At 72.5% G+C, this 16,443-nt stretch carries 17 protein-coding genes; 11 read left to right on the forward strand and 6 right to left on the reverse strand.

Features of this window, described 5'->3' with window-relative positions:
• Positions 1-135: 135 nt before the first annotated feature.
• The gene (locus tag BJ964_RS22920; RefSeq protein WP_188127104.1) at positions 136-969 is read left to right on the forward strand and encodes an ATP-grasp domain-containing protein; all 834 of its coding nucleotides are present in this window, start codon (positions 136-138) and stop codon (positions 967-969) included.
• 66 nt (positions 970-1,035) lie between these two features.
• On the opposite strand, the gene BJ964_RS22925 is transcribed toward BJ964_RS22920, so the two are convergent.
• Complete coding sequence (locus BJ964_RS22925; protein ID WP_188122587.1) at positions 1,036-1,503, reverse strand: PH domain-containing protein; 468 nt, start codon at positions 1,501-1,503, stop codon at positions 1,036-1,038.
• Between the two features lie 56 nt (positions 1,504-1,559).
• On the opposite strand from BJ964_RS22925, the gene BJ964_RS22930 reads away from it, so the two are divergent.
• Complete coding sequence (locus BJ964_RS22930; RefSeq protein WP_188122588.1) at positions 1,560-2,216, forward strand: spermine/spermidine synthase domain-containing protein; 657 nt, start codon at positions 1,560-1,562, stop codon at positions 2,214-2,216.
• Positions 2,191-3,135 (forward strand): DUF2332 domain-containing protein, encoded by a 945-nt coding sequence (locus tag BJ964_RS22935; RefSeq protein WP_229806937.1) that lies wholly within the window; start codon positions 2,191-2,193, stop codon positions 3,133-3,135. Before BJ964_RS22930 ends, BJ964_RS22935 begins: the two co-directional genes overlap by 26 nt.
• Here BJ964_RS22935 and BJ964_RS22940 read toward each other — a convergent pair.
• The 3 genes from BJ964_RS22940 to BJ964_RS22950 form a co-directional block, all read right to left on the reverse strand.
• Positions 3,110-4,348 (reverse strand): MFS transporter, encoded by a 1,239-nt coding sequence (locus BJ964_RS22940; protein WP_188122590.1) that lies wholly within the window; start codon positions 4,346-4,348, stop codon positions 3,110-3,112. The genes BJ964_RS22935 and BJ964_RS22940 overlap by 26 nt on opposite strands.
• 9 nt (positions 4,349-4,357) lie before the next feature.
• Positions 4,358-4,666: a hypothetical protein gene (locus BJ964_RS22945; RefSeq protein WP_188122591.1), complete on the reverse strand. Its 309-nt coding sequence runs from the start codon at positions 4,664-4,666 to the stop codon at positions 4,358-4,360.
• 1,106 nt (positions 4,667-5,772) lie between these two features.
• Entirely contained in the window at positions 5,773-6,426 is a 654-nt protein-coding gene (locus BJ964_RS22950; RefSeq protein ID WP_188122592.1) for a GntR family transcriptional regulator, read from the reverse strand.
• A 114-nt stretch (positions 6,427-6,540) separates the two neighbouring features.
• Here BJ964_RS22950 and BJ964_RS22955 point away from each other — a divergent pair, with 114 nt between their 5' ends.
• From BJ964_RS22955 to BJ964_RS22970, 4 genes are read left to right on the forward strand one after another with little or no spacing between them, the layout of a single operon-like run.
• Positions 6,541-7,581 carry a LacI family DNA-binding transcriptional regulator gene (locus BJ964_RS22955; RefSeq protein WP_188122593.1) on the forward strand — a complete coding sequence of 347 codons (1,041 nt, stop codon included), beginning with the start codon at positions 6,541-6,543 and terminating at the stop codon, positions 7,579-7,581.
• Positions 7,581-8,207: a 5,6-dimethylbenzimidazole synthase gene (gene bluB / locus BJ964_RS22960; RefSeq protein WP_407650851.1), complete on the forward strand. Its 627-nt coding sequence runs from the start codon at positions 7,581-7,583 to the stop codon at positions 8,205-8,207. The genes BJ964_RS22955 and bluB overlap by 1 nt, the downstream gene beginning before the upstream one ends.
• On the forward strand, positions 8,204-9,022 hold the full coding sequence (locus BJ964_RS22965; protein WP_188122595.1) for a DUF72 domain-containing protein: 819 nt from the start codon (positions 8,204-8,206) through the stop codon (positions 9,020-9,022). Before bluB ends, BJ964_RS22965 begins: the two co-directional genes overlap by 4 nt.
• A gap of 23 nt (positions 9,023-9,045) precedes the next feature.
• Positions 9,046-9,477, forward strand: coding sequence for a hypothetical protein (locus tag BJ964_RS22970; protein ID WP_188122596.1), 432 nt, complete (start codon positions 9,046-9,048; stop codon positions 9,475-9,477).
• Positions 9,478-9,525: 48 nt separating this feature from the next.
• On the opposite strand, the gene BJ964_RS22975 is transcribed toward BJ964_RS22970, so the two are convergent.
• Entirely contained in the window at positions 9,526-10,407 is an 882-nt protein-coding gene (locus tag BJ964_RS22975) for a poly(ethylene terephthalate) hydrolase family protein (RefSeq protein ID WP_188122597.1), read from the reverse strand.
• Between the two features lie 250 nt (positions 10,408-10,657).
• Here BJ964_RS22975 and BJ964_RS22980 point away from each other — a divergent pair, with 250 nt between their 5' ends.
• The 3 genes from BJ964_RS22980 to BJ964_RS22990 all read left to right on the forward strand — a co-directional run bounded on the left by BJ964_RS22980 (position 10,658) and on the right by BJ964_RS22990 (position 13,792).
• Positions 10,658-11,770 (forward strand): RNA ligase RtcB family protein, encoded by a 1,113-nt coding sequence (locus BJ964_RS22980; protein ID WP_188122598.1) that lies wholly within the window; start codon positions 10,658-10,660, stop codon positions 11,768-11,770.
• A gap of 658 nt (positions 11,771-12,428) precedes the next feature.
• Positions 12,429-13,106 carry a peptide chain release factor H gene (gene prfH, locus BJ964_RS22985; protein WP_188122599.1) on the forward strand — a complete coding sequence of 226 codons (678 nt, stop codon included), beginning with the start codon at positions 12,429-12,431 and terminating at the stop codon, positions 13,104-13,106.
• Between the two features lie 14 nt (positions 13,107-13,120).
• Positions 13,121-13,792: an SDR family NAD(P)-dependent oxidoreductase gene (locus BJ964_RS22990; RefSeq protein ID WP_188122600.1), complete on the forward strand. Its 672-nt coding sequence runs from the start codon at positions 13,121-13,123 to the stop codon at positions 13,790-13,792.
• A 221-nt stretch (positions 13,793-14,013) separates the two neighbouring features.
• On the opposite strand, the gene BJ964_RS22995 is transcribed toward BJ964_RS22990, so the two are convergent.
• Positions 14,014-14,994 (reverse strand): Lrp/AsnC family transcriptional regulator, encoded by a 981-nt coding sequence (locus tag BJ964_RS22995; RefSeq protein WP_188122601.1) that lies wholly within the window; start codon positions 14,992-14,994, stop codon positions 14,014-14,016.
• 86 nt (positions 14,995-15,080) lie between these two features.
• Between BJ964_RS22995 and BJ964_RS23000 the strand changes: the two genes are divergently transcribed.
• Positions 15,081-16,442, forward strand: a complete 1,362-nt coding sequence (locus BJ964_RS23000; RefSeq protein WP_188122602.1) for an MFS transporter — start codon at positions 15,081-15,083, stop codon at positions 16,440-16,442.
• The last annotated feature ends 1 nt before the right edge of the window (position 16,443 follow it).

Below are 16,443 nucleotides of genomic sequence, written 5' to 3' on the forward strand. Positions count from 1 at the left end.
TCCCGCGCCGTTCGGAGACGTCACCCGCGGCCACGCCCGGTGTCCTGACTCCGGGGAGGCGACCGGAAAACAGGAAGGCGTCGTTCGGCCCCGTACCGCCCGGTCGGCCGGGCGGTGACCGATCATCGTGGCGTGATGCTGTTGCTGCCCGCTGATGTCCTGCGCCCGCGCCGCCCCGATGAGCACTTCGCCGGGGAGGCGCGGGCCGCCCGGGAGGCCGGGATCGAGGTCGCCCTGATCGACCATGACGCGCGGAGCGGCTGGGACGCCGCGGTGGCACGCGTCCCGGCGGGCGCCGCCGCCGTCTACCGGGGATGGATGCTCGACAGCGGACGGTACGCGGCGATGGCCGGGGCGCTGGCCGCCCGTGGGGTGACGCTGCGAACCGGGGCCGCTTCGTACCGGCAGGCCCACGAGCTGCCGGGCTGGTATGCGGCGGCCGCGGGGGACACCCCCGAGTCGGCGTGGACCGACGGTGACGACCGGGAGGCCTTCCGGCGGGCGTGCGCGGCGCTGGGTGGCGGGCCCGCGGTGCTGCGGGACTGGACCAAGTCGATGAAGCACCACTGGGACGAGGCGGCGTTTCTGCCGGACGTGGCGGACGAGACGGCGGCCTGGCGGGTCGCGAGCCGGTTGCGGGAGTTGCGCGGCGACGATTTCGCCGGTGGCTTCGTGGTGCGCCGGTTCGAGTCGTTCACCGGCGCGGAGGTACGCACGTGGTGGGTGGATGGCTCGTGCCGGCTGGTCACGGCTCACCCGGACACCCCAGGGGCGCCGCCGCCCGTGGATGCCGAGATCGGTGTGGCGGCGTCCGCCGTACGATCGCTGGGTTTGCCGTTTGTGACTGCCGACCTGGTCCGGCGTGCCGACGGGCGGTGGCGGATCGTCGAGATCGGCGACGGTCAGGTGAGCGACCGTCCGTCCGGCACCCCGCCGGAAGAGTTGATCGGGGCGCTGTTCGCGGCCTGATTTTCTGTCGTACCCCTCGCTGGGTTCGTGGCCTCGCTCACCCCCGGCGGGCGCGGGTGGGCGTACCTATGAAGGGGGTTTGAGGAGGTTGTCGCGTTTGGTGGCGTATTCGTCGTCGGTGAGCAGGCCGGCGGCGTGAAGTTCGGTGAGGTGGTGCAGCAGGGCCGTGTTGTCGGGGGCGGCGGGGGTGCCGGCGAGCCGCTGCTGGATGAGGTCGGCCAGGTAGGGCGCGGTCGGGCGGTCGGTGCCGAAGGAGACGGTGTGGCCGCCGGTCTCGATGTCGATCCGGGAGCGGAGGAGGCCGCGGTGGGCGGTGACCGAGGTGACGGCCGCGAGGGGGATCCGTTCGCGGCCGGCGCCGGCGCGCATCAGGGTGCCGGTGCTGGCGAGTTCGAGCCGGTCCGGGTAGACGAGGAGGTAGAGGTCGGCGCCGCCGTCGCGGGTGTGGGCGACGGCGAGGGCGCCGCTGGTGTCGACGCTGTTGCGCTGCGCCTTGGCCAGGGCCCGGGTGCAGTGATCCGGGACGGGGTTCACGACAAGCCACCGTAGCCCATCGACGATCATCCATCGGTTGCGTAGGCTTGCCGCCCATGGACGAACGGGTCTTCACCGAGCGCGGTGAGCTGGTCCTGCGCCGCCGGTCCGGGCATTTCGAGCTGATCAGCAACGGTGTCTTCCTGATGGACACCCGGTCGGGGGAGTCGGAGCGGGTGCTGGTGCGGGCCGCCCTGGCCGCCGCGCCGCCCGGCCCGCGGCTGCTGATCGGCGGCCTCGGGGTGGGGTTCTCGCTGGCCGAGGCGGTCCACACGGACGCCGCGGAGATCGTCGTCGTGGAGATTGAACCGGCCGTGGTGCGGTGGCATCACGGGGTGCTCCGGCCGTTCAGCGAGGGGGCGCTCGACGATCCCCGGGTGCGGGTGGTGACCGACGATCTGGCGTCCTGGTTCACCGGGACCAGCGACCGGTTCGACGTGATCTGCCTGGACGTCGACAACGGCCCCGGCTGGACCGTGTTCGACCACAACACGGGGCTGTACCGGGCGGCCGGGCTGGCGATGCTGCGCGACCATCTGCGGCCGGGCGGGGTGCTGGCGGTGTGGAGCGCGTCGGCCGAGCCGGGTTTCGAGGCCACCCTGACCCGGGCGATCGGGCCGGTTCGCACGGTTCGGGTGCCGGTCGGGCGCGGTGAGCCGGATGTCGTCTACGTGGCATCATGCGCGGGTGACGACCGCACTGATCTACGGTGAGTTCGCCGCCCGTGAGGCTGCGGGCGAGTCCCCGGCGTACCAGAACCTCGCCGTCGCCGTCTCCCGCGACGCCCACCTGATCGGCCTGCTGGACACGTTGCCGCCGGCGAAACGGCAGCCGAACCTGCTGTTCGCGGCCGGCCGGTTCCTGGGCGCGCCGGTCACCGACCCGCCGGCGTTCCTGGAGTTCGCGGCGGCCAACTGGGAGCGGGTCGCGCACGAGATCCGCCACCGGGCGACGCAGACCAACGAGCCGGCCCGGTGCGCGGTGCTGCTGCCGCTGCTCGCGGCGCTGCCGCAACCCCTCGCGTTGCTCGAGGTGGGCGCGTCGGCCGGCCTCAATCTCTTCCCCGACCGGTACGCGTACCGTTACGGCGATCACGTCCTCGGCGACGGTGATCCGCTCCTCGACTGTGCCCTGACCGGAACCGATCCGCCGCAAAAGCTGCCCGAGGTGGTCTGGCGGGCCGGACTCGACCTCAACCCCCTCGACGTCACCGACCCGGCCGACGCCGCCTGGTTGCAGGCCCTGATCTGGCCGGAACAGGACGACCGCCGGGAACGGCAGCGCGCCGCCGCCCGTACCGTCGCCGCCGACCCGCCGTTGATGGTCCGCGGCGACCTGGTCGACGACCTGCCGGCGCTGGCCGCGAAGGCGCCGGCCGACGCCACCCTGGTCGTCTTCCACACGTCGGTCCTCTATCAGGTTCCGGCCGATCGGCGCCGGGCCTTCACCGATCTGGTACGCACGATGCGCGCCCACTGGATCTCAGTGGAGAACCCGACCGTTCTCGATCACGCCGGCCTGCCGAATCCACCGGACGAGCGCCTGCACAACGTGCTCGCGCTGGACGGCCGCCCGCTGGCGTGGGCGCGCCCGCACGGCGAGGCCCTCAACTGGTTCGGTGACCGCCCATAGACCCGTGCACAGGAGCCGGCGACCCGGGCCGCCAGGGGAGCAGGACGACACTGGCCGCGACGGCGAGGCCGCAGACCGCCAGGGCGGTCCGTACGTCGGTGAGCGCGGCCAGCAGCCCGCCCAGCGCGATGCCCACCGGCTGGCAGATCCGCGACGAGATCGACCACGCCGAGATCACCCGGGTCATGTAGTGGTCCTCGGTCTGCTCCATCCGGTACGCCGCGAACGCCGGATTGAACACCCCCGTCGCGAACAGGGCGAACGTCTCCACCACGATCATCAGCAGCAGCCCGGGGAGCCCGGCCGGCATGAACGCCAGCAGGCACAGCCACACCGCCCGCCAGACACCCGACCACAGCAGGACCCGGCGCTGGCCGAACCGGCGGGTCAGCGGCGCCAGCGCCAGGGCGCCCAGGACGCCGCCCAGGCAGGGGATGCCCCAGCCGATGCCGTACTGCCAGGCCGGGAAGTCCAGTTCGTCGAGCATCAGGACGGCCAGCAGCGGTGAGGCGGCCATCATGCCGGACCCGAACAGTTGCGCGTTGAGGAACAGGGCCCGCAGGTCACGGTGGGCGAACACGTACCGCCAGCCGGCCCCGATCTCCGCCCACCGGCCGGTGTCCGCCGCGCGCCGCGGCGGCTCCGGTTCGGGGCCGCGCAGGCTGCGGACACCGGCCGCGGACAGCAGGAAACTCACCGCGTCGACGGCCACCGTCCAGCCGACGCCCACCCATGAGGTCAGCGCCCCGCCGATCGGTGGGCCGGCGCTGTAGGCGGTCCAGAACGTGGCCTCCAACCGGCCCGTCGCGGTGGCCCGGTCACCCGGCGCCACCAGCGCTTTCAGGTGGGCGCCGCCGGCCGCCGCGAAGACGATCGCGGCGGTCGCCTGAACCGCCGCGACCACGCCGAGCTGGCCGAAGCTGAGCATGTCGAGCCAGAGCGCCACCGGTACGCTGAGCAGCGCGAACGCGCGCACCAGATCAGCGCCGACCATGACCGGGCGTTTGCGGCGGAACTCCACCCACGGGCCGGCCGGCACCGCCACCGCGGCCGCCGCCAGCCCGGACACCGTGGCCAGCAGCGACACCTGCCAGGCGGGGACCTCCAGCACCAGGATCGCGACCAGGGGAAGCGCGCCGAAGCCGATCCCGGTGCCGATCTCGCTGGCCGCGTACGCGGCCCACAACCGCCGGAAGTCCGAGCCGAGTGCCACCGGCGCACCCTACCGGCGGCCCGCCTCTTTTTGTCGAGCCGGGCCGACCGGTTCGGTGTGCAGCAGCCCGCCGATGAGGGCGATCCCGTCCGGAACGGAGTGCAGCACCAGGGCGGTGTTCTCCTCCGGGCGAGCAACCTCGGGATCCTGCCGGCCGCACAGCCGCAGAAAGCGCACCACCGTGACCACGAACGACCCGTCGTCCACAGTGAGCCGGAGCGTGTCGCCGCGCCGGATCGCCCCGCCCCGCACCCGCCCGGTCACGGCCACCCCACCGGCCGGGTCCGGCCAGGTGTCCTCGATCCGCATCTCGCCCACCGGCCGAATCTAGCGATGCTGTCGCAACCCGGCATCCCGATGCGGCCGCGGTCCATGCCCGCGTGTGGTCCATGCCCGAGTTTCGCTTCCGCCCCTTTCCGGTACGCGTGACTCCGCCCCGTTTTCATCAGGGCCGTCCCGCCCTGCCACGCGATCTCCTGCCCGCTCCCGCCCGTGCCGCCCCGCCGGGCTCAGATCGGTGGCCGGGCGGGCCCGGCCGGTCGCGGCCACCCGCGTGTGCCGCCGCTCCCGGCGCCGGGACGTGTCCGCTTTCCCAGTGACTGTTCACCGTGGTCGAGCGCACCTCCCCACATCCCGCGATCTTGGACGATTGACCACCGAAATCGGCAGGAAAACGTCCAAGATCGCGGCAGGGCGCCCGCGCCGCCTGACGCCGGCGGCCCCAGCGCCGGCGGCCCCAGCGCCGCTGGGCACTGCCCACCACCGCTGTCGCTGCCCGCGATCTTGGTCGTTTCCTCACCGCGATCGGTGGCAGGACGTCCAAGATCGCGGCAGGGTGCCTGCGCCGTCTGGCGCCGCCTGCGCTGGCGCCGCTGGGCGCTGTGCCGGCCGTACCGCCTACCACCGCTGTCGCTGCCCGCGATCTTGGTCGTTTCCCCACCGCGATCGGTGGCAAGACGTCCAAGATCGCGGCAGGGTGCCTGCGCCGTCTGGCGCCGCCTGCGCTGGCGCCGCCTGCGCTGGCGCCGCTGGGCGCTGTGCCGGCCGTACCGCCTACCACCGCTGTCGCTGCCCGCGATCTTGGGTGTTTCCCCACCGCAATTGGTGGCAAGACGTCCAAGATCGCCGATGCGCCTGGCGGGCAACGCGGGGTACACGGAGGGCGCTGTGTGTGCGGCCGGGCAGGCGGTCGGCGGGTGGGCGACTACGGCACGGTGATCGTGTGTGCTCAGGTGATCCGCGCCCGGCCTCGGGCAGCGGCATGCCGGCGCCGTCGGGCTGAGGGCGTCGCGGAAGGGATGGCTGTGTGTGGCGCGGGTGTTATGTCAGGCTGAGGGTGTCGCGGAGGAGCTGGCTGTGTGTGGCGCGGGCGTTATGTCAGGCTGAGGGTGTCGCGGAAGAGCTGGCTGTGCGCGGCGCGGGCGTTATGTCAGGCCGAGGGCGTCGCGGATGATTCGGCCGGTGTTGTCGACGTGCTGGCGGGCGATGCGGGAGGCGGTCTCGCCGTCGCGGGCGCGCAGTGCGGCGACCAGCTGGCGGTGCTGGGTGTTGACGATCTCGTCGTCGGCGGGGGTGAAGACGACCGGCTGGTTGAGGTTCCAGTAGTTGATTTTTGTGCGCCGGTGCAGCTGGGCGACCACCGCATTGGTGGCGCTTTCGGTGACGATGTCGTGGAAGACGTTGTTCAGCTCGTTGAGCCGGAGCCGGGAGACCGAGTCGTCCTCCATCGTGACGATCAGTTCCTCCATCCGGGTGAGCTGCGCCTCGGTGATCCGCTGCGCCGCGAGGTAGGCGGCGTGCGCCTCGACGCCGGCTCGTGCCTCGATCATCTCCAGGATCTCGGCCGGGGTGTGATCGCGCACCACCCAGCCTTTACGCTGGATGACGAGGCCCTCCTGGACCAGCCGGAAGAGCGCCTCGCGCACCGGTGTGCGGCTGACCTCGAGCCAGTCGGCGATGTCCTTCTCCACCAGCCGGTGGTTGGGCCGCAGTTCGGCGGAGAGGATGGCCTCGCGCAACCGCTCGTGGACCACCTCGGCGCGGTCACCTCCGCGGCTCTGGGGCGGCGGTGTGCTCATGAGGGCCCATGGTATACACGTCGGTACACCCTCGTGGCTCCGGGCGGACTTGAAATGTTTCAATGGGCGTGTTTGACTTCTGGTCGACTCACCCACCGTCAGGAAGGGCCCACGTTGACTCCGCACCCGCGCAACGGTCGAGCCCCGTCGGTCAAGGACGTCGCCGCTGCCGCGGGCGTCTCCCTGGGCACCGTCTCCAACGTCCTCAACCGGCCGTCCGTGGTCAGCACCGCCACCCGGGAGCGGGTCGAGCGCGCCATGGCCGAGCTCGGGTTCGTGCGCAACGAGTCGGCCCGCCAGCTGCGCGCCGGGACCAGCCGGGCGCTGGCGTACGTGATGCTCGACGGCGGCAACCCGTTCTTCCACGACGTCGCCGAGGGCATCGAGACCGCCGCCGAGGCCGCCGACCTGTCCCTGTTCGTGTGCAACTCCAACGGCCGCGCCGACCGCGAGGCCAAGCACATCGACCGGCTCGTCCAGCAGCGGGTGCAGGGGATACTGATCACCCCGGTCGACCCGGACGCCGGCCACCTGACCGAGATCGCCCAGCGCGGCATCCCGTTCGTGCTGGTCGACCGGTTCAGCCGGTCCGGCGGGCACTGCTCGGTCGCCGTCGACGACGTGCTCGGCGGCCGGATCGCCGTCGAGCACCTGATCGACCGCGGGCACCGGCGGGTCGCGTTCGTCGGCGGGCCGTCCAGCATCGGGCAGGTCCGCGAGCGGCTCCAGGGGGCGCGCGCCGTGTGGGCCGAGTTCGGCATGCCCGACGAGGACCTGATCCACCTGCCGACCGAGGCGATGACGGTCAACGAGGGCCGCTCCGCGGGGGAGCGGCTCGCCGGGCTGCCCAGCCGCCGCCGCCCGACCGCCGCGTTCTGCGCCAACGACCTGCTCGCGCTCGGCCTGCTCCAGCACGCCGTCACGGCCGGGCTGCGGGTGCCCGACGACCTGGCCATCGTCGGGTTCGACGACATCGACTTCGCGGCCGCCGCGGCCGTCCCGCTCACCTCGGTGCGCCAGCCGCGGCAGGAGCTCGGGCGGACCGCGGCGCGGCTGGTGCTCGACGAGGCCACCAACCCCGATCACGTGCACGAGCAGGCCACCTTCGTGCCGGCGCTGGTGGCCCGGGCGTCCACCGGTACCGTACGGCGGTGATCCACGACCTGTACGAGGTCATCCACCGCCGCCGTGACGTCCGCGGCGAGTTCACCGGAGAGCCCGTCCCCGACGACGTCCTCGACCGCGTCCTGAGCGCCGCGCACGCCGCGCCCAGCGTCGGCCTGTCCCAGCCGTGGGATTTCGTGATCGTGCGCTCCGATGACGTGCGGAAGTCCTTCCACCAGCACGTTCACGCGGAACGGGAAACGTTCGCGGCGAGTTTGACGGCCGAGGCCGCGCGCCGCTTCGCCCGTATCAAGATCGACGGAGTGCTGGAGTCCAGCCTGTCGATCGTGGTCACCTACGACGCCTCGCGCGGTGGGCCGGCGGTCCTCGGGCGGCACGCCATCGCCGACGCCGGGCTCTACTCGTCCTGCCTCGCCATCCAGAACCTGTGGCTGGCGGCCACCGCCGAAGGACTCGGCATCGGGTGGGTGTCGTTCTACCGTGAGGAGTTCCTGCGCGAGCTGCTCGGCATCCCGGACGGGGTGCGGCCGGTGGCGTGGCTCTGCGCGGGGCCGGTCACCCATCTGGAACGCGTCCCCGACCTGGAACGGCACGGGTGGCGGCAGCGGCGGCCGCTCCGCGAGGCCGTGCACGCCGACCGGTGGGGTGGATCGTGAGGCTGCACGTCGGGTGCGCGATGTGGAACCTGAAAGCGTGGCAGTTCCCGCAACCCGCGCTGAGCACCTATGCGAGCTGGTGCACCGCGGTGGAGGGGAACACCACGTTCTACGCCACACCGAGTATGGCGACCGTCTCCGCCTGGGCTTCCCAGACTCCGCCGGACTTTCGGTTCGTGCTCAAGCTGCCGCGGTCGGTGACACACAGCGGCGCTCTTTCGTACAATTCGGATTTGTTGGAGTTCATCCGGGTGATTGAGCCGCTCGGCGCCCGTACCCATGCTCTGTGGGTGCAGTTGCCCGGGTCCTTCGGACCGGGCGATCTCGCGGCTCTCTCGCGCTTTCTGCGGGGTCTTCCCGATCATTTCCGGTACGCCGTAGAGGTTCGCGATCCTGCCTTCTTCCACTCGCCCGGCCCGCTCGAGGAGACGCTGGCCGAGATCGGGGCGGAGTGGGTCCCGTTCGACACGACCGAGTTCTTCCGGACCCCGCCGGGCAGCGACGCCGAACGGGACGCGTGGATGAAGAAGCCCCGCATGCCGCTGCGCACCGCCGCCCTGACCGACCGTCCGATCGTCCGCTACCTGGGCCGTGACTCGGTCGAGCGGACCGTCGCGGGCTGGCGGCGGTGGGTGCCGGTCGTCGCCGGGTGGCTGCGCGAGGGGCGGTCGCCGACGTTCTTCGTCCACACGCCGGACAATGTGGACGCGCCCACGCTGTGCCGCCGCTTCCACGGCGAGGTGCGCGCGCTGGTGCCGGAACTCGCGCCACTGCCGGACATCGTGGAGCCGGAGGCCCCGCTCACCCTGTTCTGAGGGTTCCCGATAGATTGCCGTCCATGATCAAGACTCGGCGGTCCGTGGGCGGCCGCCTCGGGGACGCGGCGCAGTGGGCGCTGATCGGGATGTACCTGCTCGGCTCCTTCGGCATCCTGGTGCTGGCCGTCGTGAACAGCGGCGATGTGGGCGCGCTGCTGGATCCGGGCCTGGACCGTCTCGACGACCCGAAGGTCTCGGTTCCGCTGGGCTGGGACTCGGCCGCCAACCCGCTCGTCTGGATCTTCGGCGTGGCCCGGTTGACCGCCATCCTGATCGTCCCGGTGGCGGCGTTCGGCGTGATCCTCGGCGGACTGTCGGCGGCGGCCGCCCGCCGCGCCGGCGACCGGCGGCGGCTGAACTTCGCCCTGCTGCGGATCGTGGTGTGGGTGGTGCTGTTCGCGGTGGCGTTCAGCCCCTACGGCGAACAGCTGCACATCTGGCTCGCGGACTGACGTGCCGGGGCCCGGCGCGGGTGCGCCGGGCCCCGGGCTCCGGACGGGTCAGGCGTGCGGGCAGGTGGAGCGGTACTCCTCGATGGCAGTGCCGGACGGGGCCGGGCACAGGAACTGGTCGTAGCGGGTGTCGTCGTCGATCCACCGCTTGATCCAGGACAGGCTGTACTTGGCGGCCGTCACGTTCTGCCCCGAGGTCGGGGCGGAGTGGGACGCGTTGTTCAGCTCCAGGTACGCCTTCTCCGGGGCGGTCGTCATGCTCGTGTAGAACGGCTCCGCGTGCGACGACACCGGGGCCACCGTGTCGCTCTCGGCGCCGACGATCAGGGTCGGTACGCGTACCGTCGACCAGCTCTTGGTGCTGTGGTACGGGGTGAGCGGCACCGCGGCCTGCAACGCGGGACGGGTCCGGGCCGCCGCCAGGCTGCCGCCGCCGCCCATCGAGTGGCCCATCACGCCGAGCCGGCTCGCGTCGATGCGGGTGCGTACCGAACTGCTCCCGGTCAGGTAGTCGAGCGCCGCCAGCAGCTGGGTGCCGCGGCTGTCCGGCTGGTCCAGTGTGCTCAGCGTGTCGATGGTGATCACCACGAAGCCCTGTGAGGCCAGTCGCGGACCGAGCCAGGCGACGCTGGACTGGCTCGCCGTGAAGCCGGGGGAGATGGCCACCGCGCCGAACGTGCCGGCGCTGGTGTCGGTCGGGTAGTAGATCGTGCCGCCGCCGAAGCCGGAGACGCTGGACCGCGCCACGGTGACCTGGGCGATGGCGAACGAGCCGCGGGCGGCCTCGATGCTGGCGTTGGTGGGGGCGGGGCCGCGTTCATACGGGTTGGCCGCGAGAGCCGGTGCCGCGGGGACCGTCAGTGCTGCCGCGGTCGCCGCGAATGCGGCTGTGAGCAGGGAAAATGTCCGGCGAAGGGTGGGGACGGGCATGGGAACTCCCTAGAGTGTGGGGCTCATGCATCGATGGATATGAATAGGGTTAACTCACCAGTAACAAGCCGGTAATCCCATCCGGTACCTGCCGCGGTGGTATGCCGCCGGTAAATCGCTTGCCGTGCCCGTGGTGATCCGCGAGGGTGGGCGGCATGACGTACTGAGGCACTTCACCAGCGCATCCCTCGCGGCCCCGGGGCACATCTGACGCCCGGCCGCGCCTCCGTCATGCGAAAGAAGATCTCTTTTGTCTCCAGCGCAGTCCGCCACGTCCGCGTCCGTCACCGTCTTCGCCTCGCCCGGCAGCTGGATCGAGTCCAGCGCCGTCGCCCAGTGCCACCAGGTCGCCACCCTGAACGGCATGATCCACGTTGCCGGCATGCCCGACCTGCACCCCGGCAAGGGCGCCCCGATCGGCGCGGCCATGGCCTCCACCGTGCTCTATCCGTTCCTCGTCGGCTCCGACATCGGCTGCGGCATCGCGGTCTACCCGGTCCGGCTCAAGAAGGCCGTCCCGGAACGCGTCGCGGCCCGGTTCCCCGACCTCGACCAGCCCGTCGACCCGGCCTCGCGGTCCGGCGAGGACATTCCGGCCGGCTACACCGAGCAGCTCGGCACCGTCGGGCGCGGCAACCACTTCGTCGAACTCGCCCGGGTCGACGCCGTCCTCGACGGCGAGCACGCCGCGCGGCTCGGCCTCACCACCGGGGACCTGGTGCTCATCGTGCACAGCGGCTCCCGCGGGCTCGGCGAGCGCATCCTGCGGGCACACACCGAGGTGCACGGCGCCGGAGCGGCCGCCGACCCCGCCGCCTACCTGGCCGCACACGACGACGCGGTCCGGTGGGGACACCTCAACCGGCGGCTCATGGCCGAACGCGTCGCCGACGCCATCGGCGCCCAACTCGGCGAGCCGGTCACCGACGTCTGCCACAACTCGGTCGAGATCCGCGACGGCGTCTACCTGCACCGCAAGGGCGCCGCGCCGGGCGACGGCCACGACGTGCTCATCGCCGGCACCCGCGGCACCCACTCCTACCTGGTCGCCGGGCACGCCGGGCCGGACGCCGGGCACTCCGTCGCACACGGCGCCGGGCGCAAGATGTCCCGGGCCGACGCACTCCGGCGCGGCCGGGCCAAACACACCGTCGAAGAGCTCCGGCGTACGGCGGTGGGGTCCCTCGTCGTCTGCGGTGACCGGCAACTGCTGTTCGAGGAGGCGCCCACCGCGTACAAACGGATCGAGCAGGTGATCGGCGACCTCGTCTCGTACGGCCTGGCCACACCGATCGTCAGCACGCTGCCGGTGGTCACCTACAAGACCGCCGACCTGGCGCCTCGGCGGGGAGGCCGTCGATGAGCGCGCCCCGGCGGGCCGTCCGCCCACGTCCGCGACGCCGCCTGACGCTGGGCGCCAAGGCCGCCCGGCGGGCCGGCTGGCTCGATCCGCGCCGGCGGCCCGGTCGCCGCTTCCGCGGCTGTCCGTTCGGGATCACCCCGATCCGCCGTCCCACCCTGCGCCGCCTGCCGGCGGGCCGCTTCCGTGTCACGGTCGACCTCGGCGGTCGCCCTGATCGACCCGGTTCCGCTTTCCATCGTTCCCATCGGGTACGGCCGGTGGCCGCCGCCCGCGTCAGGCAAGCTGGACCGGGCGGTCAGTCACCCGTTGTCGGCGCGTCCGACGGGAGTCTCCACCCGGTACGCCCGGTCTCGGCCGTTCCCATCGGATCGGCTGGCCAAAGCGGACATTCCCCTCCGGTCGGGCCACTGGATGCGGTGCCCGCCGCCTTCGCGCTCTTCGGGGTGCGAGCGAGCCTGGGCGGCCATTTCCATTCGGTGTGGCGTGCGTCCACCCTCGGCATGCCGACTGAACCATTCCCAACGGGGGGCGCCGGACGGGACCGCCGGACGAATCCGCAGCGTTCCGGCGGCGACGGGCGGGAGACCGGGCGGCGGATGCGACCGGGGACGCCGGTGGAGAGCCGGGCCGGGTTCGGGCGGGTCTTGAGGTGGCTGCGGTGACCGTACATCTGCTGTTGTCCGCCGGACGCGGGCCGCAAGAGTGCGCCTGGGCCGTGGCGCGGCTGGTCCGTCGGCTGGAAGCCGATGCCGGAGGACGGGAGAAGGTCTCCACCCGGCGGGTGGAGACGGTGGCCGGGGAGCGGCCCGGAACGTTCCTGTCGGTGCTGCTGGAGATCAGCGGGGACGCGGCGGTGCGGTTCGCGGGCTCGTGGACCGGGACGCTGTGCTGGCAGGCGCCGAGTCCCTACCGGACCGGGCCCGGGCGCAAGAACTGGTACGTGACCGCCCAGCAGGTGCGGGTCGGGGTGACGCCGACCGTCTTCGACGAGGCGGACGTCGACTTCGTGCCCTGCCGCACCGGAGGGCCGGGCGGCCAGCACCGCAACAAGGCCAGCACTGCGGTTCGGGCCACCCACCGCCCGTCCGGAACCGTCGTGGTGGTCGACACCGAGCGGCAGCTCAGCCTCAACCGGGGGATCGCGCTGCGGCTGCTGCGGGAACGCCTCGAAGCGGGCGACGCGGCGGCCGGCCGGGCGGTGGAAACCGCACGCCGGCGGGTCCACGACGAGCTGGTACGCGGCAACCCGGTGCGGGTGGAACGGCCGGAGCCCGGAGTGGACGGCTCCCGCCGGAGCCCAGCCGCGGGGGCGACTCCCCGTCGAGGGAGGGCGTGACAGGATCTGCGGTCATGCGCGCCTTGATCGTGGGTAACAGCGACGGCATCGGACTCGCCCTGACGCACCGGCTGCTGGCCGAAGGGTGGCAGGTCACCGGGCTGTCGCGGCGGGCCGCGCCGGTCGGTGAACCGGTCGTCGTGGACGTCACCTCGGCCGGCTTCCCGGAGGCGCTGGCCGGGGTGGGAGCCGTCGACCTGTGTGTCTACGCGGCCGGGGTCGGCGAGCTGCTCGGCGGGGACGACTTCGCGGCCCAGACCCGGGCGCTCGAGGTGAACCTGATCGGCGCGGCCCGGACCGTGGAGGCGGTCGTGCCGGGCATGCTGGCCGCCGGGCGGGGCCACGTCATCGGGCTGTCCAGCCTGGCCGACGCGATGATCTCGGCGGATGCTCCCGGTTATGCGGCGTCCAAGGCGGGGCTGACGTCGTACCTGCTCGGGCTCGACGCGGCGCTCCGGCCGCGCGGGGTGGCGGTGACCGCGGTGCGGTTCGGTTTCGTCGACACCAAGATGGCCAAGTCGCCGGTCACCCCGTTCAAGATCTCACCGGAGCGGGCGGTCGACGTCCTCATGCGGTGCGTCCGCACCCGGCCGGCGGTCGTGTCCTACCCCCGTCGGATGGCCGTCGTGACCGGTGCGCTCGGCCCGGTGCTGCGCACCGCGGCCCGGCTGCGCCGCTCCCGCTGAGAACGTCCGCCGGAGTGCCGAAAGTGGACCTGAGGGCCGCGCCGGGATGGGCGGCGGCCCGAACCGGTGCCGTCGCCCACCCCGTGCGGGGCCGTTCACCGGGCACGGCTGGGAGGCGCCCGCGAACCGCGGTCCCGTGCCGTGCCGATCTTCGACCCTCGTAGAGCATGACGTCTGTCGAGCCGGAACAGTTGCCTCCCGGGCCAGGTGTAACGGGGAATTCACATCGAGGGGACGGCCGGTCCGAGTTGTTTCACGTGCCGTAACAACGGGGTCGATTCCACCCGGTCGACGCCGTCGAGGCCGCTGACCCGCTCGGTGAGGTAGCGGTAGAAGGCCGCCATGTCGCGGCAGATCACGGTCGCCATCAGGTTCGTGGCGCCGGTGGTGGCGGCCGCGAAGACCACCTCCTCGTGACCGGCCAGGGCGGCGCCGACCGCCGCCAGCCGGGCCGGGGCCACGGTGAGCCACAGCATCACCGCAGCGCTGAAGCCGAAGACCAGTGGGCGGACCTCGACGTCGTAGTAGAGGGCACCGGATCGGCGCAGCTCACGCATCCGGCGGCGGACCGTCGACTCGGGCCAGCCGGTCGCGGCGGCCAGTTCCGTGTAGCCGGCCCGGCCGTCCCGGCCCAGCGCCTCCAGCAGCGCCTCATCGGCGGGGGTGAGGGCAAGCGGGGAGGGCGGGATGTCCTGCGGCTGAGGGCCGTCGGGCGGGGTGAGGGCGGCGATCTCGGCGGGGGTGAGGGCGTCGTCGCGGAGGTCCGGGCCGACCGCGCCGCCGACGTACTGGTGGATGAGGCAGTGGGCGCTCACCGAGATCAGCCCGGGGGTGCGGGGCAGGCGCTGAAGTAGCAGGGCCTCCCGGTCGGCGTGCGCCGGGATGCGGACCTGGCAGGTGATCTCGGTGCCGCCGGAGAAGAGGCTCACCCAGCCGGTGTCGCCGCGCCGGGCCAGTGCCTCGGCCAGGGGGATGGCGCGGTCGGGGGCGGTGTGCAGGCGCAGGGTCCACATCTCGTAGCCCAGCCGGATCGGGTTGGGGATGCCGACCACCCGGACTCCGGCGTTCTCGCGCAGGCGGCGGTAGCGGCGGGCCACGGTCTGGTCGGAGATGCCGAGCACCGCGCCGATCTCGCGCCATCCGGCGCGGCCGTCGGTCCGCAGCGCGTGCACGATCCGCCGATCCAGCGTGTCGACTTCCATCATCTGATCCTAGCCAGATGTCGAGAAGCGCCAAAATCGGTTCAGGACATGGTACGAACGAGCGGGCGACCCGGATTCTGTGGCGCATGCGTAAATGGTTTCCGCTGGTTGCCGTCTGTCTCGGCACCTTTCTGCTGCTCGTCGACGTCACCATCGTGGTGGTCGCCCTGCCGAGCATCGCCACCCAACTGAACGCCGACCCGCACGACCTGGCCTGGGTTCTCGACGGCTACGCCCTGGCGCTGGCCGCCCTCCTGCTGGGCGCCGGGTCGCTGGCGGATCGCCACGGGCGCCGCGCGACGTACCTCATCGGGTTGTTGATCTTTGCGGTCTCGTCGTTGCTGTGCGCGCTCGCGCCGAACGTGCCCACCCTGGTCGCGGCCCGGGTCCTGCAGGGCGCCGGAGGCGCCGCCATGTACGCCACCACCATCGCCATCCTCAACGTCACCTACCGTGGCCGGGACCGCGGTGTGGCGTTCGGTGTCTGGGGCGCGGTCAACGGCGTGGCCACCGCGGCCGGGCCGCTGGCCGGCGGGCTGCTCACCGAGCACCTCGGCTGGCGCTGGATCTTCCTGGTCAACCTGCCGGTCTGTGTGGCCGCCGTGGTGATCACGCTGCGGCACGTCGCCGAGTCGCGTGCCGGGCGGGCGAGCCGGTTCGACCTGCCGGGCACGGCGACGTTCACGCTGGCCGCGACGGCCGCCACCTACGGGCTGATCCGGGCCTCCGACGACGGCTGGACCGCCCCGTCCGCGCTGCTGCCGATCGCCGCCGGCCTGGCCGGGATGGGCCTGTTCGTGCTGGTGGAGCACCGCTCCGACCATCCCATGCTGGATCTGCGGCTGTTCCGTGACGGCCGGTTCGCCGGGCTGATCGTGGCGGCGTTCCTGTGCCAGGCGGCCGCGTTCGCCTACCTGCCCTACACCACCACCTGGCTGCAACGGGTCCTCGGGTACGGGCCGGTCGACGCCGGGCTGCTCGGCGCGCTGCCGATGAGCGGGGCCGCGCTGCTGGTCGGGGCCTTCGGTGGGCAGGCGCTGCAACGGGCCCGGCCGGGACTGGTGATCGGCGCCGGGCTGCTGGTGATCGCGGCCGGTGACCTGGCCCAGTCGGTGGTCGGCGACGGTTCCGGGGCGGCGGTGCTGATCCCCGGGCTGGTGCTGGTCGGGCTGGGTGTCGGCGCGGTGCTGCCGGTGCTGTCGTCGGCGGTGCTGGCGGCCGTTCCGGCGGAGCGCAGCGGCATGGCCGGTGGGGCGCTGAACACGTTCCGGCAACTGGGCTTCGCGTTCGGGGTGGCGGTCTTCGGCTCGTTCTTCCATGAGCGGAATTCCTATGCCGACGGACTCAGCGGCGCGGTCACCCTGGCGGCCGGGTTCGCCGTGGTCGCGGCCATGACGGTGTTCGCCACTGTGCGGGAGACCACTCGCCGACCGGTGGAAATCGGGTGAC

The sequence above is a fragment of the Actinoplanes lobatus genome (genome assembly GCF_014205215.1).
In the GTDB taxonomy this organism is placed as follows: domain Bacteria; phylum Actinomycetota; class Actinomycetes; order Mycobacteriales; family Micromonosporaceae; genus Actinoplanes; species Actinoplanes lobatus.

What these genes read in the sequence shown, in the direction of transcription:
- BJ964_RS22920 (WP_188127104.1), top strand. Translation starts at nt 136, where the DNA reads ATGCTGTTGCTGCCCGCTGATGTCCTGCGCCCGCGCCGCCCCGATGAG.
- BJ964_RS22930 (WP_188122588.1), top strand. Translation starts at nt 1,560, where the DNA reads ATGGACGAACGGGTCTTCACCGAGCGCGGTGAGCTGGTCCTGCGCCGC.
- BJ964_RS22950 (WP_188122592.1), bottom strand. Translation starts at nt 6,426, where the DNA reads ATGAGCACACCGCCGCCCCAGAGCCGCGGAGGTGACCGCGCCGAGGTG.
- BJ964_RS22970 (WP_188122596.1), top strand. Translation starts at nt 9,046, where the DNA reads ATGATCAAGACTCGGCGGTCCGTGGGCGGCCGCCTCGGGGACGCGGCG.
- BJ964_RS22975 (WP_188122597.1), bottom strand. Translation starts at nt 10,407, where the DNA reads ATGCCCGTCCCCACCCTTCGCCGGACATTTTCCCTGCTCACAGCCGCA.
- BJ964_RS22990 (WP_188122600.1), top strand. Translation starts at nt 13,121, where the DNA reads ATGCGCGCCTTGATCGTGGGTAACAGCGACGGCATCGGACTCGCCCTG.
- BJ964_RS22995 (WP_188122601.1), bottom strand. Translation starts at nt 14,994, where the DNA reads ATGGAAGTCGACACGCTGGATCGGCGGATCGTGCACGCGCTGCGGACC.
- BJ964_RS23000 (WP_188122602.1), top strand. Translation starts at nt 15,081, where the DNA reads ATGCGTAAATGGTTTCCGCTGGTTGCCGTCTGTCTCGGCACCTTTCTG.